The sequence below is a fragment of the Nesterenkonia halobia genome (assembly GCF_039536005.1).
GTDB classification, from domain to species: Bacteria; Actinomycetota; Actinomycetes; order Actinomycetales; family Micrococcaceae; genus Nesterenkonia; species Nesterenkonia halobia.
In genome coordinates this window covers 1-23,215 of sequence record NZ_BAAAYG010000011.1, presented here as the reverse complement: position 1 = coordinate 23,215, position 23,215 = coordinate 1, and the positions used below count along the sequence as shown (strand labels likewise).

Sequence of the window (23,215 nt, the reverse complement as noted above, 5' to 3'; positions counted from 1 at the left end):
CTCACCTCGGCTTCGCCGCGAGCATGCGGTCCAGGGCGACCTTCGCGTCGTCGGCGACTTCGGCCGGCACGCTGATCCGGTTCTCGACGCGTCCGGCGACCAGCTCCTCCAGCACCCAGGCCAGGTAGCCGGGGTGGATGCGGTACATCGTCGAGCAGGGGCAGATCACCGGATCCAGGCAGTAGATCGTCCGGTCCGGGTAGTCGGCGGCCAGTCGATTGACCATGTTGATCTCCGTGCCCACGGCGATGGTGTCGCCGGGGGAGGAGGCGGCGATGAACTTGGTGATCGCGTCGGTGGAGCCGGAGGCGTCGGCGGCGTCGACCACCGGCATCGGGCACTCCGGATGCACGATGACCTTGACCTCCGGGTCCTCGGCGCGGGCCTTCTCGATCTGGTCGACGGTGAAGCGTCGATGCACCGAGCAGAACCCGTGCCAGAGCAGCACCTTCGCCTGGTGCAGCTCCTCGGCGGTGTGGCCGCCGAGCTCCTCGCGCGGGTTCCACATCGGCATCTGCTCCAGCCCGATCCCCATCGCCCTGGCCGTGTTCCGGCCGAGGTGCTGGTCGGGGAAGAAGAGCACCCGGTGGGCGCGTTCGAAGGCCCACTCCAGCACGGTGGCCGCGTTCGAGGAGGTGCAGACGATCCCGCCGTGCCGGCCGCAGAAGGCCTTCAGTGCGGCCGAGGAGTTCATGTAGGTCACCGGGATGACCGGCAGCTTCCCCTCGGCGTCGGGCTCGGCGCCCTCCGGGTCGAAGCCGTAGACCTCGGCGATGTCCTCCCAGGCCTCCTCGACGGAGTCCTCGTCGGCCATGTCGGCCATCGAGCAGCCGGCCGCGAGGTTGGGCAGGATGACCTGTTGGTCCGCCGAGGAGAGGATGTCGGCGGTCTCGGCCATGAAATGCACGCCGCAGAAGACGATGTGCTCGGCGTCGGGCTTGGTCAGCGCCGCATTGGCCAGCTGGAAGGAGTCGCCGACGAAGTCGGCGTGCTGCACGACCTCGTCGCGCTGGTAGAAGTGCCCGAGGATCACCAGCCTCGACCCGAGAGTCTCGCGGGCGGCGACGATCCGGCGCTGCAGCTCGGCCTCCTCGAGGCTGCGGTACTCCTCGGGCAGCTGGCCCGGCCGGGTGACGGGGTCCGGGATCGGGTCGGCCTCCGAGGCGCCGGGTCCGTAGCCGGGGGCGGCGTCGAACTCCCAGGGGCCGTCCGGCAGCGACTCGTTGCAGGACTCCTTCGGGGTGAGCTCGATGCGATCGTGGACGGACAGGCTCATGAGGGCTCCTCGATGGTGAGCGCGTAGCGCGAGCGGTGCGGATTGGAACGGTAGAGCTTCGGCGGACGGTGGGCGGTGCCGGTCATCCGTTCGCCGGTGTCCTCGACGGTGCCCTGCGCGAGGATCTGCCGGCGGAAGTTCGACGGGTCCAGGGCGCGGCCCAGGATGGCCTCGTAGACCCGCCGCAGGTCGGCCAGCGGGAACTGCTCCGGCAGGAAGGCGTGGGCGATGGGGGAGTAGGTGACCTTGGCCCGGAGTCGACGGAGCGCATAGTCGAGGACGACGTCGTGGTCGAATGCCAGCGGACCGGCCTCCTCGGCGATGTCGTCGGCGGGGAACCACTCGACGTTCTCGCCGACGACGGCGGCGGCGTCCTCGTCCTGCCGGACCAGCGCCCAGTAGACGATCGAGACCACCCGCGGGGCGGCCGTCGTGTCGGTGTCCGCGGGCGCCGGGGAGCGGCCGACGTCGCCGAAGGCGTAGAGCTGCTCGAGATGGCGCGGGGCCAGGCCGGTGGTCTGGTGCAGAGTGGCGCGGGCCGAGCTCACCAGGTCCTGGTCGGTCTCGAGCGGCCCGCCCGGCAGCGCCCAGAGCCCCTGGAAGGGGGCGCGGATGCGCCGCACCAGCGGCAGCCACAGGGTGAGTTCGCCGGTGTCGGGGTGCGGCCGCAGCGAGAACACCACTGTGGAGACGGCGAGCTCGAGGGGCGCGGCGGCGCAGGTCGCCGCGTCGGGATGTGCGGCGCTCGCCGGCCGCGGGGACGTCGTCGCGGCGGACGGGACCTCGGGCATCGGACCTCCTGAGGGTTCTGGTATTCCTGACACTATGGTGCACTTCATAAGGTCACGTCAACCTGAAGTGGTGGGGCGGGCCCGCACGCGACTCCCGGGAACACCGGGTGCGGACGCAGACGAGGGCCCCGGGACCGTCGTGGTGACGGTCCCGGGGCCCTCGTGATCTGCGGTCAGACGTTCCGGCTCAGTAGCCGCGGTCCTTCCAGTCCTGCAGCTGCGGCTTCTCGTCCCCGATCCGGGTGGTCGGCCCGTGGCCGGTGTGCACCCGGGTGTCCTCCGGCAGGTCGTTGAAGATCCGGCCCTCGATGGAGTCGATGATCGTCTCGAAGCTGGAGTAGGACTTCCCCGTCGCCCCGGGGCCGCCCTGGAAGAGCGTGTCGCCGGAGAAGAGCACCGGGGTGCCGTCGAGCTCCTCGACGAAGAAGCAGGTCGACCCGGGGGAATGACCGGGAGTGTGCAGCGCGGTCAGCCGCACATCCGCCACGGTGAAGGTGTCCCCGTCGGTGATCTCGACGTCCGGGCGGGCCTGCGGGTGGACCTGCTCCCAGAGGACGTGGTCGTCCGGGTTGAGGTGGATGCGCCCGCCCACGGCGTGCTGCAGGGCCAGGGCCTCGCTGACGTGGTCGCTGTGGCCGTGGGTGAGCAGGATCGAGACCACCTCCCGGTCCCCGACGGCCTCGGCGACGGCCTCGGAGTCATGGGCGGGATCGATGACGATCACTTCCTGGTCGTCGCCGACGAGCCAGACGTTGTTGTCCACCTCCCAGGATCCGCCGTCCAGGGTGAAGAACCCGGAGGTGGTCAGGTGCTCGATGCGTGCCTGGGTCATAGTTGTTCTTCCTCTCTCGACCAGCCGGATGCTGGTCCGATGCCGGTCGGGTGCGGGCCGGGTGTGCCGGAGCGGGTGAGCGGTCTCAGCCGATCTCGACGACGCTGCGCAGCACCTCGCCCTGGTTCATGGTCTCGAAGGCCTGCTGGACCTCGTCGAGGCGGACGCGTTCGGTGACGAAGGCGTCCAGATCCAGCCGACCCTGTCGGTAGAGGTCGACCAGCATGGGGAAGTCGCGGCTGGGCAGGCAGTCGCCGTACCAGGAGGACTTCAGCGAACCGCCGCGGCCGAAGATCTCGATCATCGGCAGCTCCAGGGTGAACGAGGGGTCCGGGACTCCGACCAGCACGACCCGACCGGCGTGATCGCGGGCGTAGAAGGCCTGGGTGGAGGTCGCCGGGATCCCGACGGCGTCGATGACCACATCGGCGCCGTGGCCGCCGGTGAGCTCGCGGACGCCCTCGATCACGTCGGTCTCGGAGGCGGCGACTGTGTGGGTCGCCCCCAGCGACCGGGCGGTCTCGAGCTTCCGCTCGTCGAGGTCGACGGCGATGATCGTGGTCGCCCCGGCCAGCTTCGCCCCGGTGATCGCGGCGGTGCCCACACCGCCGCAGCCGATGACCGCGACGGACTCGCCGCGCTGGACGCCGCCGGTGTTGATCGCCGCGCCGATGCCGGCCATGACGCCGCAGCCCAGCAGCCCCACGGCGGCGTCGTGCTCGTCGGAGAGGTCCTCGATGACGGTGCACTGGCCGGCCGCTACCAGGGTCTTCTCGGCGAAGGCGCCGATGCCCAGCGCCGGCTCCAGCTCGGTGCCGTCGGTCAGGGTCATCTTCTGGTCGGCGTTGTGGGTGTCGAAGCAGTACTGCGGCTGCCCCTTGGCACAGGCGCGGCACTGCCCGCAGACCGCACGCCAGTTGAGGATGACTTTGTCGCCGACGGCGACGGAGGTGACGTTCTCGCCGACCTCGGCGACGCGGCCGGTGGCCTCATGGCCGAGCAGGTAGGGGAAGTCGTCGCCGACTCCGCCCCGCTGGAAGTGCTGGTCGGTCTGGCAGACGCCGCAGGTGTGGACGTCGACGACGACCTCCCCGGGCCCAGGATCGGGGACGATGATCGACTGCACGCTGGCGGGGGCGTTCTTCTCGGTGACGACGACGGCGTCGACGGTATGCGGCATGATGCTCCTGTTCGCGAAGGATGGACGAGGGGTGCGGGCGACGGTGCGTGCCCGGCGGTGTTCCGGACGGGGACGGGGCCCCGAGGTCAGGCCCGCATGCGCGAGGCCGTCGGGTCGTAGAGCGGATCCTGCGCCACGGTGGCGCGGTGCCGTTCGCCGAAGTAGGAGGCCTCGACGACGGTGCCGACGGCGGCGTGCTCGATCGGCAGCCAGGCGTAGGCGATCGACAGGCCCGTGGTGTAGCCCTGATCCGCGCTGGTGATGTAGCCGATCGCCGGACCCTCGGGGTCCTGCGGATCGTGGACCGGCTCGTGGCCCATCAGCACCCGCGAGGGGTCCTCCAGGGTCAGGCAGACCAGACGGCGCGTCGGCTGGTCTGCCCCGAGCGCGGCGAGCTTCTCGAGCGCGGCTCCGCGGCAGGCGAACTCCAGGCCCGCCTCGGCCGGCGTGTGCTCCCGCGTGAGGTCGGCGCCCCAGAGGCGCATGCCCTTCTCCAGGCGCATGCTCTCGAAGGCGCGGCGTCCCACGGGCAGGATGTCGTGCGGCCGGCCCGCGGTGATCAGCGCGTCCCAGAGGTAGCGGCCGAACTCGGCGGGAGTGTAGAGCTCCCAGCCGAGCTCGCCGACGTAGCTGAGCCGCATCGCCAGCACCGGCACGCCGGCCACGGAGAACTCCCGGCAGCGGTAGAAGCGGAAGGACTCGTGGGAGATGTCCTCGTCCACCAGCTCGGAGAGGACCTCGCGGGCCTTCGGCCCCCAGATTCCGAGGCCGCAGGAGCCGGAGGCGGCGTCGGACAGGTGCAGCTGCACCCCGTGCTCGCGCATGCGGGCCCGCAGCCAGGCGGCATCCTGGTTGCCGTTGGTCCCGAAGTGGTAGGTCTCCTCGCCGGTGCGGGCGATCGTGATGTCGGAGAGCACCCCTCCGCGATCGTCGAGGAGGAGCGCGTAGACGATGCTGCCCACGGAGCGTCCCACGCGGCGGCTGAGCTGCGCCTCATCCGCCAGGGCGTCGAGGAACTCCGTCGCCCCGGGGCCGGAGAGCTCCAGTCGGGGCAGGGAGGACATGTCCACCAGCCCGACGGACTCGCGCAGGCGCTGAGCCTCCACCGCCACCAGCGGGCTCCAGTACTGCGCGGCCCACTGGTCCCGGGTGGGCAGCGGGGAGTCGCCGAGCATGGGGACCGCCGGTTTGCGGTCCGGCAGGGTGGCGTTCGACTCGTACCACAGCGGACGCTCCCAGCCGGTGGCCGAGCTGAACGCCGCACCGCGGCCGCGCTGGCGCTCGTAGAACGGCGAGGTGCGCAGGCACCGCAGGCGCAGCGTCGTCGAGCGGGGGTGGACGATGTCGTAGACCTCGTCGTAGGACTCCTCGCCCTGTTCGCGCGCCCAGCGCTTCGAGATCATCAGCGGATCGAAGCGGGAGAGGTCGAGGCCATGGGTGTCGATCCCCGGGTTGCCGGTGGTGATCCACTCGGCCATGACCTCGCCGACGGCGGCCGACTGGGTCACCCACACCGCCTGGGCCATCCACAGCCCCTCGACCCCGGGCACCGGCCCGAGCAGCGGGCCGCCGTCGGGGGTGAAGGAGAAGATCCCGTTGAAGCTCAGGCTGTCGTCGAGGGTGGAGTCGCGCAGCTCGGGCAGCAGCTTCTGCGCTTCGACCCAGGAGGACTCGAAGTCCTGGCGGGTGAAGGAATGGATGGAGGGCTGGACGCCGCTGTGCTCGGCCTGCTCGGGGTCGGCGATCTCGTCGTCGTCCACCGGCAGCGGGCGGTGCTCGTAGGCGCCGATCGCGATCCGCGAGCCCCATTCGCGGAAGTACATGGCGTGATCCTGATGGCGGATCATCGGCCGGGCCACCTCGGTCTGCTCGTCGAGGCTGGCCAGGGAGTCCAGCGGCTGGCTGAAGCCGAAGCCGTGCTCGACCGGGACCATCGGGATGTCGACGCCGAGCAGCTCGCGAGCCATCTTCGGTCCCCAGAGGCCGGCGCAGGAGACGACGAGGTCGGCCTCGAGCGGCTCCGGCTCGGCGTCGCTGCCGACCGGACGGATGTCGACGCCGGTGACCCGGTCGCCCGACCGGCGGATGCCGGTCACCTGGGTCCGGCTGAGGATCCGGGCGCCGCCGGCCTCCGCGCGGCGCGCCTGGAACTCGACGGCCCGCGTTCCCTTGACCACGGCGTCGGTGGGGGTGTGGAGCGCACTGAGCACATGGTCGGTGTCCAGGCCCGGCCAGAGCTCGGCCACCTCCTCGGGGGAGATGATCCGCGCCGGCACGCCCCATGCGGCGGCGGCGTCGCGGCGACGCCGCAGCTCCGCCTCGCGCGCGGGGGTCGTGGCGAGCTCCAGGCCGCCGACGCGCTTCATCACCCACTCGCCGGAGACCTCGGCGCCGTCGAGCTTGTCCAGCGTGCGCTGGGCGAGCTCGCAGGACGCCTTGTTCGTCGAGGTCTGGAAGACGAACCCGGGGGCGTGCGAGCTGGACCCGCCCGTCTCGTAGGCCGGGCCCTGCTCGACGACGGTGACCTCCTTCCAGCCTCGCTGGACCAGCTCGTCGGCCACCGCGGCACCGACGACTCCGAGACCGATGATGACCACGCGGGATCCGTGCGCCGCGGCATGCTGGGACATGTGCCCTCCATTGGTTGCACTATGAAAAACAGTGTTCTATCTGCGCAACCAACTCTAGAAAGTCCGTGATCTGTCGCACAAGGGGGAGGGCCTCCAGATTTCCTGGACGCGGCCGCGAGTCCCTCCCCTCGGGGCGTGCTCGGCCGGCTCAGCGGTCGCCGAGATGGCCCATCCGCGCCTCGAGCGTGCGCGCCTGCGCCTTCAGCGCGTCGGCGAGCTCGGCGAACTGCGACTCCGGCAGGCGGAACGAGGGGGCGGTGATGGACAGGGCGGCCTCCACGCGGCCGCCCTGTCCACGCACCGGGACCGCCAGGGCGTTGATGCCCTGCTCCCACTCCGCGACGGCCGAGGCCCAGCTGCGCCGCCGGATGGTCTCCAGTTCGTTCCGCAGCACCTCGGGGTCGGTCATCGTCATGCCGGTGAAGCTGTCCAGGCCGCGCTCGAGCTGCCGCTCGAACTCCTCCTCGTCCGCGTGGGCCAGCAGCACCTTGCCCGTCGAGGTCGCGTGCAGCGGGCCGCGCTGGCCCACGTACTGCTGGCTGACGCTGAGCATCTGGTCGTCGGTGGCCTGGGTGATCGTCACCGCGTGCCCGTCGTCGAGGATGGCGATGTTGACCGTCTCGTTCAGGCGCCGGGCCAGGGAGTCGCAGCACGCCTGGGCGTCCTTGGTGAAGTCCATCTGGCTGGCCACCGAGTTGGCCATGTGCAGCAGGGCCAGGCCCAGACGGTAGGCGCCGCGCTCGGACTCCTGCTCGACGAGGTTGTGCAGCTCCAGCGTGCCCAGCAGTCGGAAGGCCGTGGAGCGGTGGACGTCGAGCGCGCGGGCGACCTCGGTGATCGTCATCGACGGCTCCTCGCTCAGCAGGCGGAGGATCTGTGCGGCGCGGTCCACGGACTGGATGGGGTTCAGGTTCTCGGGCTTCATGGGGCCCTCCTCAAATTGATCGGCCGAGGTGCTTGACCGTTCTGTGATGCGAGCTGTAATTTCTATCACACGAGATGTTGCGCACAGCAAACCATGTTGCTCTATAAGCAACACTAGTTCCAGCCTGGTGGTGATGGCAAGTGAGTTTCCGCGTCTGTTCCCTGCAGGACCTGACTCCCGGGGAGGGCCTCCGTATCGATTCGGTCAGTCCGCCGATCGCGGTCTTCATGACGGAGGAGGGTGAGATCCATGCGCTCGACGACACGTGTACGCATCAGGACGCCTCGTTGGCGGCCGGATGGGTCGAGGACTGTCGAGTCGAGTGCCCGCTGCACGAGAGCACCTTCTCGCTCCGCACCGGAGCGGTCGACCAGCCGCCCGCCAAGCGCGGCGTCCGAGTCCACGAGGTCGAGGTCGACGGCGACGACGTCCTCGTCGAGCTCTCCCAGGACGCCCCCAACCTGCCCCCCGGCGTGACCGTCTGATGGAGGAGAGCACCATGAGCCCGATCAACCCGCTGAACCCCGGTCTCCCCGCCGACGGGCACCTGCTCATCGTCGGCTCCGGCCTCGCCGGCTATCACGTGGCCCGCGGCGCTCGCCTGAACGGCCACGTCGGCGCGATCACCGTGCTCGGCGACGAGCTGCACCCCGCCTACGACCGTCCGGCGCTGAGCAAGGCCTTCCTCAGCGGGACTGCGGCCTTCGAGCACCTGGTCCTCGACGACCCCGAGAACCCCCTCGACGTGACCTGGGCCGGCGGCTCCGCGGCCGTGCACCTCTCCTCCGAGCCGCTGGGCGTGGAGACCGCCGACGGCACCTTCCACGGCGCCGACAGCATCGTCCTCGCCACCGGCGCCCAGGCCTGCCGGCTGCCCATCTCCGGCCAGGGCACCTTCGTGCTGCGCAACGTCGACGACGCGGTGGCTCTGCGCGGCCGCGCCATCGAGGGCCAGCGCGTGGCCATCGTCGGCGGCGGCTTCCTCGCCCTGGAGGCCGCGGCGACCTGCGTCGAGCGCGGCGCGGCGGAGGTGACCGTCGCCGCCAGCGAGCACAACCCCGGCGCCGCGCGCCTCGGAGCGCCGGTCGGCGAGGCGGTGCGGGCGCTGCACGAGCGGCGCGACGTCGCCTTCACCGCGCCCGCCCGGGCCTCCGAGGTCAACGACGTCCCCGGCGGTCAGGAGCTCGTCCTGGCCGACGGCCAGACCGTCGAGGCCGACATCGTCATCTGCGCCATCGGCGCGACCCCGTCCACCGCCTGGCTGCGCGAGGGGATCCTGAGCCTCGACCCGGTGACCGGCGCGATCCTCTGCGACGACACCGGATTCACCGGCATGCCCGGCATCTGGGCCGCCGGCGACTGCGCCCAGTGGGCCTCCCAGGCCTCCGGGCTGCGGCCGGTCGGGCACTGGCAGGAGGCGGTGGAGCAGGCCGGCATCCTGGCCGCCTCGCTCACCGGCATCCCGCCGGCGCCCTTCCAGGAGCCCTACTTCTGGTCCGAGCAGTACGAGGTCCGGATCCAGGGCGCCGGGCGCATCGGCCTGGCGGACGAGGTCCGCGTGGTCGACGGCTCGATCGAGACGAACGACCTGCTGGTCAGCTACCTCCGCGAGGGCGCCGAGGTCGGCATCCTCGGCTTCAACCGGCTGCGCGAGGTCAAGCGCTGGCGCAAGCAGCGCCAGGTGCGCACCGAGCCGGCACTGGTCGCCTGACCAACTGCGACGAGCCCCCGACGCGCCCCCGAAGCGTCGGCGTCGCGGGCGGCCCGCCGCCCAGCCACGGAACAGCCCCTGCAGAAAGAGGACATCCATGATCATCGACCACCTGGAAGAGCCCCTGCCCGGCTCGTCCCTGAAGCCGACGCCTCCGGGGGAGGCCTACACCGACCCGGAGATCTTCGCCCGCGAGCAGGAGCACATCTTCGAGCGTCAGTGGAACTGCGTGCTCCGCGCCGACTCGCTGTCGACCGCCGGGCAGTGGAAGACCGCCACGATCGGCCGCGAGGAGATCATCCTGGTGCGCACCCGCAAGTCCGGGATCGCGGCGTACTTCAACGTCTGCCGCCACCGCGGCATGCGCGTGTGCACCACCGGCGAGGGGCGGAACAAGACGCTGCAGTGCGGATACCACGCCTGGACCTACGGGCTCGACGGTGAGCTCGTGGCGGCGCCGAACCTGACGTCGATGCCCGACGTCGACCGGCAGGAGTACGGCCTCAAGCCCGTCCACGTCCGGGAGTGGCTGGGCTACGTCTGGGTCTGCCTCGCCGAGGACCCGTCCTCCTTCGAGGACACCGTCCTGGGCGAGGTCCGCACCAGCTTCGGCGAGGTCGAGTCCATCGACAACTACGGCATCGAGAACCTCGCCTGCGGCGAGACCAAGACCTACGACGTGCAGGCGAACTGGAAGCTCATCATCGAGAACTTCATGGAGTGCTACCACTGCGCGACGATCCACCCGGAGCTGACCGAGGTGATCCCGGAGTTCGCGGACGGGCTGGCCTCGCAGCGCGCCGGCGGCCAGGTCCACGGGGCCTCCTTCGGCGGCGAGGTCGAAGGCTTCACGGTCGACGGGTCCTCCGGAGTCTCGGAGCTGCCGGCCGTCGCGCCCGACCAGGAGCGCAAGTACTACGCGATCACCGTCCGGCCCCAGGTGTTCATCAACACCGTCCCGGACCACGTGATCATCCACCGGATGTTCCCGATCTCGGAGAGCCGGACGACCGTGGTCTGCGACTGGCTCTTCCTGCCCGAGGTCGTCGAGCAGATCAACGCCGGCACCCTGGACGTGAGCAAGTCGGTCGAGCTCTTCCACCGCGTCAACCAGCAGGACTTCAACGCCTGCGAGCTGACGCAGCCCTCGATGTCCTCGACCGCATACCGCGGCGGCGGGGCGCTGGTCCCCAGCGAACATCACATCGCCGAGTTCCACTCCTGGTGGTACGAGTCGATCGGGATGCCGACCGCCTCCTCGTCGGAGGGCCCGGCGGCGGAGGCCGAGGCTGTCGCGGAGCATGCCGCAGAGGACGTCGTCGAGGACGCTGGGGAGAGCTCGGCGGAGGCCTCCTCCGCAGTTCGGTCGACACCATGACCATCAGCGTCTTCGACCTGTTCAGCATCGGCATCGGCCCCTCCTCCTCGCACACCGTCGGACCGCTGCGCGCGGCGCGCCGCTTCGTCGACGAGCACCTGGTGCGTCCCGAGGCGCTGGACCGCGTCGCCGAGATCCGCGTGGACCTCTTCGGCTCGCTCTCCGCCACCGGCGCCGGCCACGGCACCTTCGGCGCCGTGCTGCTGGGTCTCGAGGGCTGGGCGGCGGAGACGATCCGTCCCGAGCAGGTCGACGAGCGGTTGGAGGGGATGCGCGCCGACGGGCTGGTCCAGGTGGGCGCGCAGCTCGGGGTGCGGCATGACATCGCCCTGCGCGAGGAGGACTTCGTCCAGCGGCCGCTGACGATGCTCGAACGGCACAGCAATGCCATGCAGCTGACGGCCCGCGATGCCGCTGGTGCCGACATCGCCGTGGAGACCTACTACTCGGTGGGCGGCGGATTCGTCGTCGCCGAGGGCGACGAGGTCTCCGACCGCGTCGGCGTCGCCGAGGACGCCGCGGGGCAGGATCCGGCGGAGGACTCGGCGGAGGATTCGACGCAGGATCCGTCGGAGAGCTCGTCGGAGAGCTCGTCGGAGTTGACTGTGGAGGAGCCGTCGGAGACGACGGGCGAGGTCCCCTTCCCCTTCCGCACCGCCGCCGAGCTGCTCGAGATCTCCCGGCGCGAGCAGCTGCCGCTGTCCCGGATCATGCTGGCCAACGAGTGCGTCTCGCGCTCCGAGGCCGAGGTGCGCTCCGGACTGCTGGAGATCTGGCAGGTGATGGAGGAGAGCAAGGACTCCGCCCGTCGCCGCATCGGTCCGCTGCCCGGCGGGCTGAAGGTCCGACGGCGCACCGGCGACTGGCACGCCCAACTGATGGAGCGGGACCCCGACCGCAGCCATGCCTACTGGCAGGAGTGGGTGAATCTGGTGGCGCTGGCCGTCAACGAGGAGAACGCCTCCGGCGGCCGGGTCGTCACCGCCCCGACCAACGGAGCCGCCGGCATCATCCCCGCCGTCGGGTTCTACGCCACGCACTACGGGCCCGGCGCCACGTTCGCCGACGAGGCCGACCGCGACGACATCGTGACGACCTATCTGCTGACCGCCGGGGCGATCGGGGTGCTCTACAAGGAGCAGGCCTCGATCTCCGGAGCCGAGGTCGGCTGCCAGGGCGAGGTCGGCTCGGCGTCGTCGATGGCCGCCGCCGGACTCTGCGAGGTCCTCGGCGGCACCGTCGAGCAGGTGGAGAACGCCGCGGAGATCGCCATGGAGCACAACCTGGGACTGACCTGCGACCCGGTCAGCGGTCTGGTGCAGGTGCCCTGCATCGAGCGCAACGCGATCGCGGCGACCAAGGCGGTCAACGCGGCGCGGATGGCGCTGATGGGCGACGGCGAGCACCGGGTGAGCCTCGATCAGGTCATCGACACGATGCGCGAGACCGGCGCGGACATGTCCCACAAATACAAGGAGACCGCGCTCGGCGGACTGGCCGTGTCCGTCGTCGAGTGCTGAGTCCGCACGGCGGGCAGCGTCGCCCGCCGTGCGGACCGCCCTTGGACATCCGAGACCCCTACTAGGAGAGACCATGACCGACTCCGTCGCCTCGCTGCGCGAGGAGGACCCGGAGATCGCCGCGGCGATCGACGCGGAGCTCCACCGACAGAGCACCACCCTGGAGATGATCGCCTCCGAGAACTTCACCTCGCCGGCGGTGATGGAGGCCCAGGGGTCGGTGCTGACCAACAAGTACGCCGAGGGCTATCCCGGATCCCGCTACTACGGCGGCTGCGAGCATGTCGACCGCGTCGAGCAGCTCGCCCTCGACCGGATCCGCGACCTCTTCGGCGCCGAGGCGGCCAACGTGCAGCCGCACTCCGGGGCGCAGGCCAACGCCGCGGCGCTGATGGCTCTGCTCGAGCCGGGGGAGACGATCCTCGGTCTGGACCTGGCCCACGGCGGACACCTGACCCACGGGATGCGGCTGAACTTCTCCGGCCGGCTGTACCACGTCGTCTCCTACGGCGTGGAGGAGGGCGACCACCGCATCGACATGGAGGAGGTCGCCCGACTGGCCCGCGAGCACCGTCCGCGGGTGATCATCGCCGGCTGGTCGGCCTACCCGCGGCAGCTGGCCTTCGCCGCCTTCCGCGAGATCGCCGACGAGGTCGGGGCCTGGCTGATGGTGGACATGGCCCACTTCGCCGGTCTGGTGGCCGCCGGGCTGCACCCGTCGCCGGTCCCGTACGCCGACGTCGTCACCACCACCACGCATAAGACCCTGGGCGGGCCGCGCGGCGGAGTGATCCTCTCGCGGGAGTCGTTGGCGAAGAAGATCAACTCCGCGGTCTTCCCCGGCCAGCAGGGCGGTCCGCTCGAGCATGTGATCGCCGCCAAGGCGGTCGCCTTCCAGCACGCCGGCTCGGCCGCCTTCCGGGACCGTCAGGAGCGCACGCTCTCCGGCGCCCAGATCCTCGCCGGCCGGCTGAGCGAGCCGGACGTCGCGTCCACCGGCATCCGGCTGGTCAGCGGCGGCACCGACGTGCACCTGGTGCTGGTCGACCTCCGCGACGCCGAGCTGGACGGCCGGCAGGCCGAGGACCGGCTGCATGAGATCGGCATCACGGTCAACCGCAACGCCGTGCCCTTCGACCCGCGTCCGCCGAAGATCTCCTCGGGGCTGCGGATCGGCACGCCGGCGCTGGCCGCCCGAGGCTTCGGCGACGAGGAGTTCGCCGAGGTCGCCGACCTCATCGCCGTCGCCCTCGCACCGCAGCTGACCGACGGCGAGCTCGCCGAGCTGCGTGATCGGGTCGCCGCGCTGGCCGCGCGCTTCCCGCTGTACCCCCACCTGGAGCCCGCGATCGAGGAGGTCGCCTGATGGCCGTGCCGCCGCCCGAACACCCGGACTTCCTCTGGAGGAATCCGGAGCCCAAGTCCTCCTACGACGTGGTCATCGTCGGCGGGGGAGGTCATGGGCTGACCACCGCCTACTACCTGGCCGCGCACCACGGGATCACGAACGTCGCCGTCGTCGAACGTGGCTGGCTGGCCGGTGGGAACATGGCCCGCAACACCGCGATCATCCGTTCCAACTACCTGTGGGACGAGAGCGCGGCGATCTACGAGCAGTCGCTGAAGCTCTGGGAGCAGCTGCCCGAGGAGCTGGACTACGACTTCCTCTTCTCCCAGCGCGGCGTGCTGAACCTGGCCCACACCCTGGGAGACGTCCGGGAGTCCCGGCGCCGTGTGGAGGCCAACCGGCTCAACGGCGTCGACGCCGAATGGCTGACCCCCGAGGAGGTCGAGGAGGTCTGCCCGATCATCAACACCGGAGACGACATCCGGTACCCGATCATGGGCGCGACCTACCAGCCGCGGGCGGGCATCGCGAAGCATGACCACGTCGCCTGGGCGCTGGCCCGCCGCTGCGACGAGCTGGGCGTGGACCTCATCCAGAACTGCGAGGTCACCGGCTTCGTCAAGGACGGCGAGCGCGTGGTCGGCGTCGAGACGACCCAGGGCCGCATCCACGCCGGCAAGGTCGGCCTCGCCGCCGCCGGGCATTCCTCCCAGGTCGCGGAGATGGCCGGAGTGCAGCTGCCGATCCAGTCGCATCCGCTGCAGGCGCTGGTCTCCGAGCTCTTCGAGCCGGTGCATCCGACTGTGGTGATGTCCAACCACGTGCACGTCTACGTCTCCCAGGCGCACAAGGGCGAGCTGGTCCTCGGCGCGGGCATCGACCAGTACGTCGGCTACGGGCAGCGCGGAGGATTCCACGTCATCGAGGACCAGATGGCCGCCGCCGTCGAGCTCTTCCCGATGTTCGGCCGCGCCCACGTGCTGCGGACCTGGGGCGGAGTCGTCGACACGACCCTCGACGCCTCGCCGATCATCTCGAAGACGCCGGTCGACCAGCTCTACGTGAACTGCGGCTGGGGCACCGGAGGGTTCAAGGGCACCCCCGCCTCGGGGATGACCTTCGCCCACACGATCGCCCACGACGAGCCGCATCCGCTCAACGTGCCGTTCTCCCTGGAGCGCTTCGAGACCGGCTTCCTCATCGACGAGCACGGCGCCGCCGGCGTCGCCCACTGACCCCCGTCCCCGCAGAGGTCCCACCATGATGCTGATCCCCTGCCCGCACTGCGGGCCGCGCAATGAGACTGAGTTCGCCTATGGCGGCCAGGCCCACGTCTCCTACCCGGAGGACCCCCACGCGCTCGACGACGCCGCCTGGGCGCGCCACCTCTTCTACCGGGAGAACCCCAAGGGGCTGTTCGCCGAGCGCTGGGTCCACTCCGCCGGCTGCCGGAGATGGTTCAACGCGGTGCGGAACACCATCACCTACGAGGTCCAGTCGGTGGAGCCGATCGGCCCCCGGCCCCCGGGCGGACGCCCGGCCGAGTCCACCACGTCCGAAGGAGGACACGCATGACGGCGACACCCCGACGAGTCCCCACGGCGGCCGCCCCGCACGCCCGCATCGAACCCGCCCGGTCGCGTCGACTGCACCTCGACGGGGAGGAGCTCGTCGGCGTCGAGGGCGACACCGTGGCCAGCGCGCTGCTGGCCTCCGGCCGGATCCGCGTCGGCGACTCCATCTACCGCGGCCGGCCGCGCGGCCTCATGGCCGCCGGCGTCGAGGAGCCCAACGGTCTGCTCTCGGTGCGCTCGCCGCACCCCGGACAGGCCCGCGAGTCGATGCTCTCGGCGCCGACCGTCGAGCTGGTCGACGGCATGGAGGTCGAGCTGCTCTCCGGGCTCGGCACTCTGGACCCCGGCCCCGACGAGGCCTATTACGACCATAAGCACGTCCACACCGACGTGCTCGTCGTCGGCGCCGGACCCGCCGGACTGGCCGCCGCCCGCGAGGCGGCCCGCTCGGGCGCCCGCGTCATGCTGCTGGACGAGCAGCCCGAGGCCGGCGGGAGCCTCGACGTCCGCCCCGGCGCCCAGATCGACGGTCAGCCGGCCCGCTCCTGGATCCGCGGCGTCGAGGGCGAGCTGGCCGACCACCCGGAGGCGGTGCACCTGCAGCGGACCACTGTGGTCGGCAGCTATGACGCGAACTACATGGTGGCCGTCGAGCGGCGCACCGCCCACTGGACGCGGCCGCCGGGCGACGGCGTCTCCCGCGAACGGGTCTGGCACATCCGTGCCGGCCAGGTCGTGCTGGCCACCGGCGCCCACGAGCGCCACATGGTCTTCGCGCACAACGACCGGCCGGGCATCATGCTCGCCGGGGCGGTGCAGCGGTACCTGAACCGCCACGGCGTGCTCGTCGGCGACCGGACCGTCGTCGCCACCACCGGCGACCAGGCCTACGACCTCGTCGACGACCTCCGCCGGGTCGGGGGAGAGGTCGTCGCCGTCGTCGACTCCCGCCCGGAGCTCTCGCCGCGGGCCGCCCGGGCCCAGGAGGCCGGGGTGCCGGTGCACACCGGCTCGGTGGTCGCCCACACCGAGGGCGACGAGGACGGGGCGCTCAGCTCGGCGATCATCAGCCCGGTCGCCGAGGACGGCACGCTGACCGGCTTCGTGAAGGCCGTCGAGACCGATGTGCTCGCGCTCTCCGGCGGCTTCTCCCCGGCGATCCACCTGCACACCCAGCGTCAGGGCCGGATCCGCTGGGAGCCGTCGCTCGCGGCCTTCGTGCCGGAGTCCCCGGTGACCGGCCAGCGCACCGCCGGCGCGGTGGGCGGCACGTTCGACCTCGCCGGGGCGCTCGCCGAGGGCGCGCAGGCCGGGGCGGCGTCCGCCGTCGACGTCGGCTTCTCCCGCGAGCCGTCGATCCCACAGGCTCCCGTCGAGGAGATCACCCCGGCGGCGCCGGTGTGGCTGGTGCCGCCGCTGGACGGCGAGGGTCGGGAGGCCTATCGGAATCACTTCGTCGACTTCCAGCGGGACCAGACCATCGCCGACGTGATGCGCTCCACCGGAGCGGGCATGCGCTCGGTGGAGCATGTGAAGCGCTACACCTCGATCTCCACCGCCCACGACCAGGGCAAGACCAGCAGCGCCGCCCTGGTGGCCGCTCTGGCGCGGCTGCTCGGTCGGGAGAACCCGGAGGGGATCGGACTGACCGCCTTCCGGCCGCCCTACACGCCGGTGGCCTTCGCCGCCCTGGCCGGCACGCGGCGCGGCGATCTCTTCGACCCCGCCCGGGTGTCTCCGATGCACTCCTGGCATGTGGCGCAGGGGGCCGAGTTCGAGGACGTCGGCCAGTGGAAGCGGCCCTGGTACTTCCCCCGCGAGGGCGAGACCATGGACGAGGCCGTGCTGCGCGAGTGCGCCGCGGCGCGCGAGTCGGCGGCCTTCATGGACGCCACCACGCTGGGCAAGATCGAGATCCGCGGCGCCGACGCCGGCGAGTTCCTCAACCGCATCTACACCAACGGCTTCAAGAAGCTCGCCGTGGGCAAGGGCCGCTACGGCGTCATGTGCGGCGAGGACGGGATGATCTTCGACGACGGCGTCACGCTGCGGCTGGCCGAGGACCGGTACCTGATGACCACCACCACCGGCGGTGCCGCCGGAGTGCTGGACTGGCTCGAGGAATGGCTGCAGACCGAGTGGCCCGAGCTGGACGTGACCTGCACCTCGGTGACCGAGCAGTACGCGACGGTCGCCGTCGTCGGGCCGCGCTCCCGGGACATCATCGCCGAGCTGGCCCCGGACCTGGACGTCTCCGTCGAGGGCTTCGAGTTCATGGGCTTCCGCGAGACGGTGCTCGCCTCCGGCATCCCCGCGCGGATCTGCCGGATCTCCTTCTCCGGCGAACTGGCCTTCGAGATCAACGTGGCCTCCTGGTACGGGCTGCAGGTCTGGGAGGACGTCGCCGCGGCGGGGGAGCCCCACGGCATCACGCCCTACGGGACCGAGACGATGCACGTGCTCCGGGCGGAGAAGGGCTTCATCATCGTCGGCCAGGACACCGACGGCACTGTCACCCCGCAGGACGCCGGGATGGACTGGGTGGTCTCGAAGTACAAGGACTTCATCGGCAAACGGTCCTTCGACCGTCCCGACACCCGACGGGAGGACCGCAAGCATCTGGTCTCGGTGCTGCCGGTGGACACGCGACTGCGCCTGCCCGAGGGTGCGCAGCTCGTCGACGCCGCCGCGGACCTGACACAGTACCCGGTGCCCATGGAGGGCTGGGTGACTTCCTCCTACGATTCGGCGGCGCTGGAGCGGACCTTCGGCCTGGCGCTGATCGCCGAGGGGCGGAACCGCCTCGGCGAGACGCTGCACGCCGTCGTCGACGATCAGCCTGTCGAGGTCGTCGTCTCGTCCACTGTCCTCTACGACCCCGAAGGGAGCCGCCGCGATGGCTGACATCCTGTTCACCCAGGGCCCCGACGAGCTGAAGCGCGCGCCGCTGGCGCATCTGCACCGCCGACTCGAGGAGGTGTCGCAGCCCGCCCCGTCGACGATCCGGCTGGGCGAGCGGCCGTTCACCACCCAGATCGGCCTGCGGGCGGTGCCCGGCACCGCCGCCCACCGCGCGCTGGCCGGAGCGCTCGGCGTCGAGCTGCCGGCCCGCGTCGGCGAGGTCACCGGCGACGCCGCCGACGTCGCCGTCCTCTGGCTGGGACCCGACGAGTTCCTCGTCGTCGCCCCGCCGGAGCGTGCCGAGCTCGTCCCCCGTCTCCAGGACGCCCTCGGGTCCGAGCCCGGGCAGGTCGTGGACCTCTCGGCGAACCGGACGATCGTCGAGCTCGGCGGATCGGCCGCCCGGGACGTGCTGGACAAGGGGTCGCCGGCGGATCTGCATCCGCGGGTCTTCCCGGCGCGCACGGCCGTGACCACCACGCTCGGGCCGGCGGCCGTGCTGCTCTGGCGGACGGCGGAGGACGGCTGGCGTGTCCTGCCGCGCGCCTCCTTCGCCGAGTACACGGCCCTGTGGCTGCTCGACGCAGTGCGCGAGCATCGCCACCCGGCATCCGACGGCGCCTCCGACGCCGCCCCCGACGCGGCGGCCGACCCGGCGTCCGCATCCACTCCCGACTCGCGTGAGGAGGCCGCATGGCCGGCGACGATGGCATGATCCTGACCCTGGACTGTCCCTCCACTCTGGGGATCGTCCACTCCGTGAGCGGCGTGCTGCTCGAGCACGGCTACAACATCATGGAGCTCGCGCAGTTCAACGATCCCCGTGAAGAGCACTTCTTCCTGCGGGCCCGGGCGGAGCGCGGCTCCGAGGAGGCCTCGACGCCCGAGCAGGTCGAGCGGGACCTGGCGCCGGTGGCCGAGCGCTTCGGCATGAACTGGGGGCTGCGTCGCCCGGGGGAGCGCCCGCGCGTGCTGGTGATGGTCTCGAAGTACGAGCACTGCCTGAACGATCTGCTCTTCCGCGCCCGGAAGGGCGATCTGCCGATCGACATCGTCGCAGTGGCCTCGAACCATGATGATCACCGGGGACTCGTCGAGTGGCACGACATCCCGTTCTTCCACATCCCGGTCACGCCGGAGACCAAGCCGCAGGCCGAGCAGCAGCTGCTGGATCTGGTCGACCGGATGTCGATCGACCTGGTCGTGCTGGCCCGCTACATGCAGATCCTCAGCGACTCGCTGGCGACGCGGATGGAGGGGCGGGTGATCAACATCCACCATTCCTTCCTGCCGAGCTTCAAGGGCGCGAAGCCCTACCACCAGGCGTACGAGCGGGGGGTCAAGACGGTCGGGGCGACGGCGCACTACGTCAACAGCGAGCTGGACGAAGGTCCGATCATCGCGCAGAGCGTCGTCGGGGTCGATCACACCTACGGGCCCGACGATCTGGTCGCCGCCGGACGGGACACCGAGTGCAAGGCGCTCTCCGACGCGGTGCGCTGGCACGCCGAGGGGCGGGTGATCCTGCACGGCACCAAGACGGTGGTGCTGCGCTGATGCGCTGACGCACCGGCGGCGCGCGGCAGGCGGCGAGGCCGGGGGAGCGGCGTCCTAGACTGGCGCGGTGATCCCCTCCGTGCTGACCCGCCTGCTGGCGCGCGGCCGGCCGCGCGCCGTGCGCGCCGGCCTGGTGCTCGCCGTGGTCGTCGCCGTCGTCGCCGATCGCATCGCCAGAGCGCTGGCCGGCGAGGACCTGCTCGGCGCAGTGCTCAGCATCTCGCAGGTCTCGGCCCGCACCGAGGCCGCCGGCCCGCTCCTGGCGGCCGGGGCCGGAGCGCTGCTCCGCGTGCTGGACTGGTGGCCGACGTGGGCCGAGGGCGGGGCCCGGGCGGCCGCAGGCCCTGTGCTCGCCGCCGGAGCGGCGATGCTCGGGCTGACGACGCCGACCGGCGAGCTGCTCGGCGCCCAGCTGCCGCTGATGCTCTGCCTCGGCGTCGGCGCCGTCGGCGCCTGGATGCTGCGCGGGCCGGACTGGGAGTCCGTGCGCTCGGCGACGGCACGGGGCGCGTTGCTGCTGACCGGCCTCGGCGGTCTGCTCGGGCTGGCGCTCGCCGTCGGGATCGCCCAGCTTTCCGGGGGCTCCGTCGGCGGCGATCTGCTCGCGGCCGGCAACCGGGTGCTGCTGACCGTCGCCGCGGTGGGACTCGGCGTGGGCGTGCCGCTGCGCGCTCCGGTGCGGGCGCTCCGCCGCCGCCGGGGCGGCGCCGCAGCCGCCGACGAACCCGTCGCGACGTCGACGGCGCGCGCGGTCGGCTCGCTGCTGCTGGTCGCCGCGGCGGCAGGATCCGCGACGGCGCTGCTCGGCTGAGCTCGATGGCGCGTGCGGCGGCCTCGACACGCATTCGAAGCTATGTTCGAATGTGGCCATGCGGTGGGAATCCCAGAAGGTCCAGGAGGGGGAGTCTGCGGCGCTCATCCCGCTGAAGGGCATGATACGCAGCGTGCGCACCCCGGAGTTCGACGGTGTGACGTTCCACGAGGTCGCCGCGAAGACGGCGCTGAACCGCGTGCCGGGCCAGTCGGCCATGCCCTTCGACTGGACGGTCAACCCGACGCGGGGGTGTCTGCACCAGTGCGTCTACTGCCTGGATCCGGAGACGCTGATCCTGATGGCCGATGGGCGGCAGAGGCCGCTGCGGGATATCCGGGTGGGGGATCGCATCGTCGGGACGGAGAGTCGCTCCGGACGACGCCGGTATGTGGAGACTGACGTCCGGGCGGCATGGTGGACGGAGAAACCTGCCTGTCGAGTGGCGCTGCGCGACGGCACGCGCATCACGGCCAGCGGCGACCATCGGTTCCTCACGGACCGTGGATGGAAGCATGTGGCACCTGCTGGTCCGGGCGAGGCGCAGCGCCCGTCCTTGACGACCAGCGACCGGCTGTTGGGGTTCGGGAACGGTGGGGCCTCGTCCGATGCGCCGCCCCTCCTGGCGATCATCGGGGACGCAGTCGAGACGACGGCAGATCTCACGGTGGAGTCCGTGGAGGCGCTCGGGGAGGCGCGGTCGCTGATCGACATCACGACCGACACCGGAGACTTCATCGCTGAGGGGGTGATCAGCCACAACTGCTTCGCCCGCAAGACTCATGAGTATCTGGACCTGGACTCCGGGCGGGACTTCGACAGTCAGATCATCGTCAAGACCAACATCGCCGAGGTGCTCCGCGCCGAGCTCTCTCGTCCGTCGTGGAAGCGTGAGCACGTCGCGCTGGGCACCAACTCGGATCCCTACATGCGCGCTGAGGGGCGCTACCGCCTGATGCCGGGGATCATCCGCGCGCTCGCCGAGTCGGGGACGCCGTTCTCGATCCTGACCAAGGGTCCGCTGCTGAAGCGGGACCTGCCCCTGCTGCAGGAGGCCGCCCAGCTGGTGCCGGTCTCCGTCGCGGTCTCGCTGGCGATGGTCGACCCGCGGCTGCAGCAGCGCATCGAGCCGGGAACCCCGGATCCGCGGGCTCGGCTGAGTCTGATCCGGTCGATCACCGATGCCGGTCTGGAGTGCTCGGTGCTGGCCATGCCGATCCTGCCGTGGCTCAGCGACGACCCCGAGCAGATCGACGCCCTCCACGCCGCGCTGTCCGACGCGGGGGCCTCCGACGTGACCGCCGGCGCCCTGCATCTGCGCCCCGGGGCGCGCGAGTGGTTCCTGCAGTGGCTCGCCCGCGAGCACCCAGAGCTGGTCGGTCGGTACCGTCGACTCTATCGCGGGGGCTCCTATGCCGCGGCGGGATATCGGTCCTGGCTGGAGCGGCAGGCCGCAGCGGCCCGACGGCGTCACGGCTTCGATCGCCCTGTGGCAGCTCGGGATGACGACGACGTCTGGCGGCGTCGTCGGGATCCGGCAGGCGGTCCGGACTCGGCGATGACCGAGATAGCCGCCTCGCCGGCGCAGCCGGCGCTGTTCTGAGAGCGGAGGGGCGGTCGGCCCCGGCGGATGGGCACCGATGGCACGATCCCGATGGCAGAATGGAGCCATGAGCGTCATCAAGATCAATGCGATCACCGTCCCCGCCGATGCCGGCGACGAGCTGGGCCGCCGCTTCGCCGCCCTGCATGGCTCCATGGAGGGCACTCCGGGCTTCGAGGGTTTCGAGCTGCTCGAACCCACGGATGACCGCACCACCTGGCTGGTCATCACCCGCTGGACCTCCGAGCAGGACTACGAGAACTGGCGGAACTCCGAGCAGTTCCAGCGGTCCCACGGCCGCTCCGGCGATGATGCTGAGGGCGGCTCCGGAGAGGAATCGGGCGAGAAGAAGGCCCCGGTGGGCATGTCCTCGGAGCTGTGGAGCTACCGAGTTTCAGTCACAGGCTAGCTCCTGGTAATCTGATCTGGTCGTCGAACGGCTCGTCCGTTCAGGACCCCGCCTCCGTAGCTCAGGGGATAGAGCGTCGGTTTCCGGTACCGAAGGCCGCAGGTTCGATTCCTGCCGGGGGCACACTTGTGAAGTGCCGGGACATCGTTCATCCGATGTCTCGGCACTTTTTCTATGTCGGGGCGCGGGGGTGTGGCGAGACATCGTTCACCCGGTCTTGGGCTGGTAGCTGCGTGCTGGGTCGAGACGGTGCTCGGCGATGATCTCGCCGGTGGTCCTGTCGATGACCATGGTCTGGTCGTGGTGGATGAGCACCAGCACCCGCCTGCGGCTGTAGGAGCGCCCGATGGCCCGATGTCGCATGCAGTCTGCATAGCGCAGTGAGATCGTGCCGTTGGCCCCGACGATGTCGTAGCGGGTCCTCCAGCGGTGATCGCCCAAGGTCAGTGCAGGTGTTGCCGGTGGTCGGGCGTGATAGACGCTGGCCGGGGTCCGTCGGCCCAGGCCCCGGTGCGGGCGCGTGGTGTTGTAGATCGTGCGGAAGGCGGCCAGCTGGTCGTCGAGTTCGGCGAGCGTGGCCGCCGGCGGCTGCGCGTCCAGTCGCAGCTTCAGCGTCTGGTGGAAGCGCTCGACTTTGCCCTGGGTGGTGGGGTGATGGGGCTGGCCGTTCTTCTGGACGATGCCCAGGTCGGCCAGCAGGTGTTCGAAGCCGTTGGGCTGGCCGGAGGTTCCGCCGGCGCCGCCGGCCAGGCGGGTGGTGTAGACCATC

General features: G+C 71.1%; 20 protein-coding genes and 1 tRNA gene. 14 read left to right on the top strand and 7 right to left on the bottom strand.

The features are described from left to right. Position 1: 1 nt before the first annotated feature. The 6 genes from nadA to ABD652_RS12015 form a co-directional block, all read right to left on the bottom strand. Positions 2 to 1,276 carry a quinolinate synthase NadA gene (gene nadA / locus ABD652_RS12040; RefSeq protein ID WP_344721683.1) on the bottom strand — a complete coding sequence of 425 codons (1,275 nt, stop codon included), beginning with the start codon at positions 1,274 to 1,276 and terminating at the stop codon, positions 2 to 4. Next, positions 1,273 to 2,067 carry an NUDIX hydrolase gene (locus ABD652_RS12035; RefSeq protein ID WP_344721681.1) on the bottom strand — a complete coding sequence of 265 codons (795 nt, stop codon included), beginning with the start codon at positions 2,065 to 2,067 and terminating at the stop codon, positions 1,273 to 1,275. Before ABD652_RS12035 ends, nadA begins: the two co-directional genes overlap by 4 nt. A gap of 187 nt (positions 2,068 to 2,254) precedes the next feature. Then, the gene (locus ABD652_RS12030) at positions 2,255 to 2,899 is read right to left on the bottom strand and encodes an MBL fold metallo-hydrolase (RefSeq protein WP_344721679.1); all 645 of its coding nucleotides are present in this window, start codon (positions 2,897 to 2,899) and stop codon (positions 2,255 to 2,257) included. An 85-nt stretch (positions 2,900 to 2,984) separates the two neighbouring features. Continuing rightward, complete coding sequence (locus tag ABD652_RS12025; RefSeq protein ID WP_344721676.1) at positions 2,985 to 4,079, bottom strand: S-(hydroxymethyl)mycothiol dehydrogenase; 1,095 nt, start codon at positions 4,077 to 4,079, stop codon at positions 2,985 to 2,987. 86 nt (positions 4,080 to 4,165) lie between these two features. Beyond that, positions 4,166 to 6,709, bottom strand: a complete 2,544-nt coding sequence (locus ABD652_RS12020; protein ID WP_344721674.1) for a GcvT family protein — start codon at positions 6,707 to 6,709, stop codon at positions 4,166 to 4,168. Between the two features lie 148 nt (positions 6,710 to 6,857). After that, a complete protein-coding gene (locus ABD652_RS12015) occupies positions 6,858 to 7,634 on the bottom strand; it encodes an IclR family transcriptional regulator (RefSeq protein WP_344721673.1) in 777 nt (258 codons plus the stop codon). 140 nt (positions 7,635 to 7,774) lie between these two features. Here ABD652_RS12015 and ABD652_RS12010 point away from each other — a divergent pair, with 140 nt between their 5' ends. The 14 genes from ABD652_RS12010 (at position 7,775) to ABD652_RS11945 (ending at position 22,569) form a co-directional block, all read left to right on the top strand. Continuing rightward, a complete protein-coding gene (locus tag ABD652_RS12010; RefSeq protein ID WP_344721671.1) occupies positions 7,775 to 8,119 on the top strand; it encodes a bifunctional 3-phenylpropionate/cinnamic acid dioxygenase ferredoxin subunit in 345 nt (114 codons plus the stop codon). A 14-nt stretch (positions 8,120 to 8,133) separates the two neighbouring features. Then, positions 8,134 to 9,345 (top strand): NAD(P)/FAD-dependent oxidoreductase, encoded by a 1,212-nt coding sequence (locus ABD652_RS12005; protein ID WP_344721669.1) that lies wholly within the window; start codon positions 8,134 to 8,136, stop codon positions 9,343 to 9,345. 97 nt (positions 9,346 to 9,442) lie between these two features. Then, positions 9,443 to 10,723: an aromatic ring-hydroxylating oxygenase subunit alpha gene (locus tag ABD652_RS12000; RefSeq protein WP_344721667.1), complete on the top strand. Its 1,281-nt coding sequence runs from the start codon at positions 9,443 to 9,445 to the stop codon at positions 10,721 to 10,723. Then, positions 10,720 to 12,243: an L-serine ammonia-lyase gene (locus ABD652_RS11995; RefSeq protein WP_344721665.1), complete on the top strand. Its 1,524-nt coding sequence runs from the start codon at positions 10,720 to 10,722 to the stop codon at positions 12,241 to 12,243. The genes ABD652_RS12000 and ABD652_RS11995 overlap by 4 nt, the downstream gene beginning before the upstream one ends. A gap of 73 nt (positions 12,244 to 12,316) precedes the next feature. Beyond that, positions 12,317 to 13,609 carry a serine hydroxymethyltransferase gene (gene glyA, locus ABD652_RS11990; RefSeq protein ID WP_344721662.1) on the top strand — a complete coding sequence of 431 codons (1,293 nt, stop codon included), beginning with the start codon at positions 12,317 to 12,319 and terminating at the stop codon, positions 13,607 to 13,609. Continuing rightward, positions 13,609 to 14,826, top strand: coding sequence for a sarcosine oxidase subunit beta family protein (locus ABD652_RS11985; protein ID WP_344721660.1), 1,218 nt, complete (start codon positions 13,609 to 13,611; stop codon positions 14,824 to 14,826). Before glyA ends, ABD652_RS11985 begins: the two co-directional genes overlap by 1 nt. Positions 14,827 to 14,851: 25 nt before the next feature. Next, a complete protein-coding gene (locus ABD652_RS11980; RefSeq protein WP_153143683.1) occupies positions 14,852 to 15,166 on the top strand; it encodes a sarcosine oxidase subunit delta in 315 nt (104 codons plus the stop codon). After that, entirely contained in the window at positions 15,163 to 18,069 is a 2,907-nt protein-coding gene (locus tag ABD652_RS11975) for an FAD-dependent oxidoreductase (protein ID WP_344721657.1), read from the top strand. The genes ABD652_RS11980 and ABD652_RS11975 overlap by 4 nt, the downstream gene beginning before the upstream one ends. After that, positions 18,062 to 18,781 (top strand): sarcosine oxidase subunit gamma, encoded by a 720-nt coding sequence (locus ABD652_RS11970; protein ID WP_344721654.1) that lies wholly within the window; start codon positions 18,062 to 18,064, stop codon positions 18,779 to 18,781. Before ABD652_RS11975 ends, ABD652_RS11970 begins: the two co-directional genes overlap by 8 nt. After that, on the top strand, positions 18,760 to 19,623 hold the full coding sequence (purU, locus tag ABD652_RS11965; RefSeq protein WP_344721652.1) for a formyltetrahydrofolate deformylase: 864 nt from the start codon (positions 18,760 to 18,762) through the stop codon (positions 19,621 to 19,623). Before ABD652_RS11970 ends, purU begins: the two co-directional genes overlap by 22 nt. A 67-nt stretch (positions 19,624 to 19,690) precedes the next feature. Then, positions 19,691 to 20,434 (top strand): hypothetical protein, encoded by a 744-nt coding sequence (locus tag ABD652_RS11960; RefSeq protein ID WP_344721650.1) that lies wholly within the window; start codon positions 19,691 to 19,693, stop codon positions 20,432 to 20,434. Positions 20,435 to 20,492: 58 nt separating this feature from the next. Then, a complete protein-coding gene (locus ABD652_RS11955) occupies positions 20,493 to 22,037 on the top strand; it encodes an Rv2578c family radical SAM protein (protein WP_344721648.1) in 1,545 nt (514 codons plus the stop codon). Between the two features lie 67 nt (positions 22,038 to 22,104). Next, a complete protein-coding gene (locus ABD652_RS11950; RefSeq protein ID WP_344721646.1) occupies positions 22,105 to 22,446 on the top strand; it encodes an antibiotic biosynthesis monooxygenase family protein in 342 nt (113 codons plus the stop codon). A gap of 50 nt (positions 22,447 to 22,496) precedes the next feature. After that, a tRNA-Arg gene (locus ABD652_RS11945) sits at positions 22,497 to 22,569 on the top strand. A gap of 84 nt (positions 22,570 to 22,653) precedes the next feature. On the opposite strand, the gene ABD652_RS13975 is transcribed toward ABD652_RS11945, so the two are convergent. Further along, the coding region (locus ABD652_RS13975) for an integrase core domain-containing protein (protein ID WP_425574579.1) at positions 22,654 to 23,215 on the bottom strand (562 nt) is incomplete at its 5' end.

Excerpts from the sequence above, each read along its gene's own strand:
- nadA (WP_344721683.1), bottom strand. The coding sequence starts at position 1,276 with ATGAGCCTGTCCGTCCACGATCGCATCGAGCTCACCCCGAAGGAGTCC.
- ABD652_RS12035 (WP_344721681.1), bottom strand. The coding sequence starts at position 2,067 with ATGCCCGAGGTCCCGTCCGCCGCGACGACGTCCCCGCGGCCGGCGAGC.
- ABD652_RS12030 (WP_344721679.1), bottom strand. The coding sequence starts at position 2,899 with ATGACCCAGGCACGCATCGAGCACCTGACCACCTCCGGGTTCTTCACC.
- ABD652_RS12025 (WP_344721676.1), bottom strand. The coding sequence starts at position 4,079 with ATGCCGCATACCGTCGACGCCGTCGTCGTCACCGAGAAGAACGCCCCC.
- ABD652_RS12020 (WP_344721674.1), bottom strand. The coding sequence starts at position 6,709 with ATGTCCCAGCATGCCGCGGCGCACGGATCCCGCGTGGTCATCATCGGT.
- ABD652_RS12015 (WP_344721673.1), bottom strand. The coding sequence starts at position 7,634 with ATGAAGCCCGAGAACCTGAACCCCATCCAGTCCGTGGACCGCGCCGCA.
- ABD652_RS12005 (WP_344721669.1), top strand. The coding sequence starts at position 8,134 with ATGAGCCCGATCAACCCGCTGAACCCCGGTCTCCCCGCCGACGGGCAC.
- ABD652_RS12000 (WP_344721667.1), top strand. The coding sequence starts at position 9,443 with ATGATCATCGACCACCTGGAAGAGCCCCTGCCCGGCTCGTCCCTGAAG.
- ABD652_RS11995 (WP_344721665.1), top strand. The coding sequence starts at position 10,720 with ATGACCATCAGCGTCTTCGACCTGTTCAGCATCGGCATCGGCCCCTCC.
- glyA (WP_344721662.1), top strand. The coding sequence starts at position 12,317 with ATGACCGACTCCGTCGCCTCGCTGCGCGAGGAGGACCCGGAGATCGCC.
- ABD652_RS11985 (WP_344721660.1), top strand. The coding sequence starts at position 13,609 with ATGGCCGTGCCGCCGCCCGAACACCCGGACTTCCTCTGGAGGAATCCG.
- ABD652_RS11980 (WP_153143683.1), top strand. The coding sequence starts at position 14,852 with ATGATGCTGATCCCCTGCCCGCACTGCGGGCCGCGCAATGAGACTGAG.
- ABD652_RS11975 (WP_344721657.1), top strand. The coding sequence starts at position 15,163 with ATGACGGCGACACCCCGACGAGTCCCCACGGCGGCCGCCCCGCACGCC.
- ABD652_RS11970 (WP_344721654.1), top strand. The coding sequence starts at position 18,062 with ATGGCTGACATCCTGTTCACCCAGGGCCCCGACGAGCTGAAGCGCGCG.
- purU (WP_344721652.1), top strand. The coding sequence starts at position 18,760 with ATGGCCGGCGACGATGGCATGATCCTGACCCTGGACTGTCCCTCCACT.
- ABD652_RS11955 (WP_344721648.1), top strand. The coding sequence starts at position 20,493 with ATGCGGTGGGAATCCCAGAAGGTCCAGGAGGGGGAGTCTGCGGCGCTC.
- ABD652_RS11950 (WP_344721646.1), top strand. The coding sequence starts at position 22,105 with ATGAGCGTCATCAAGATCAATGCGATCACCGTCCCCGCCGATGCCGGC.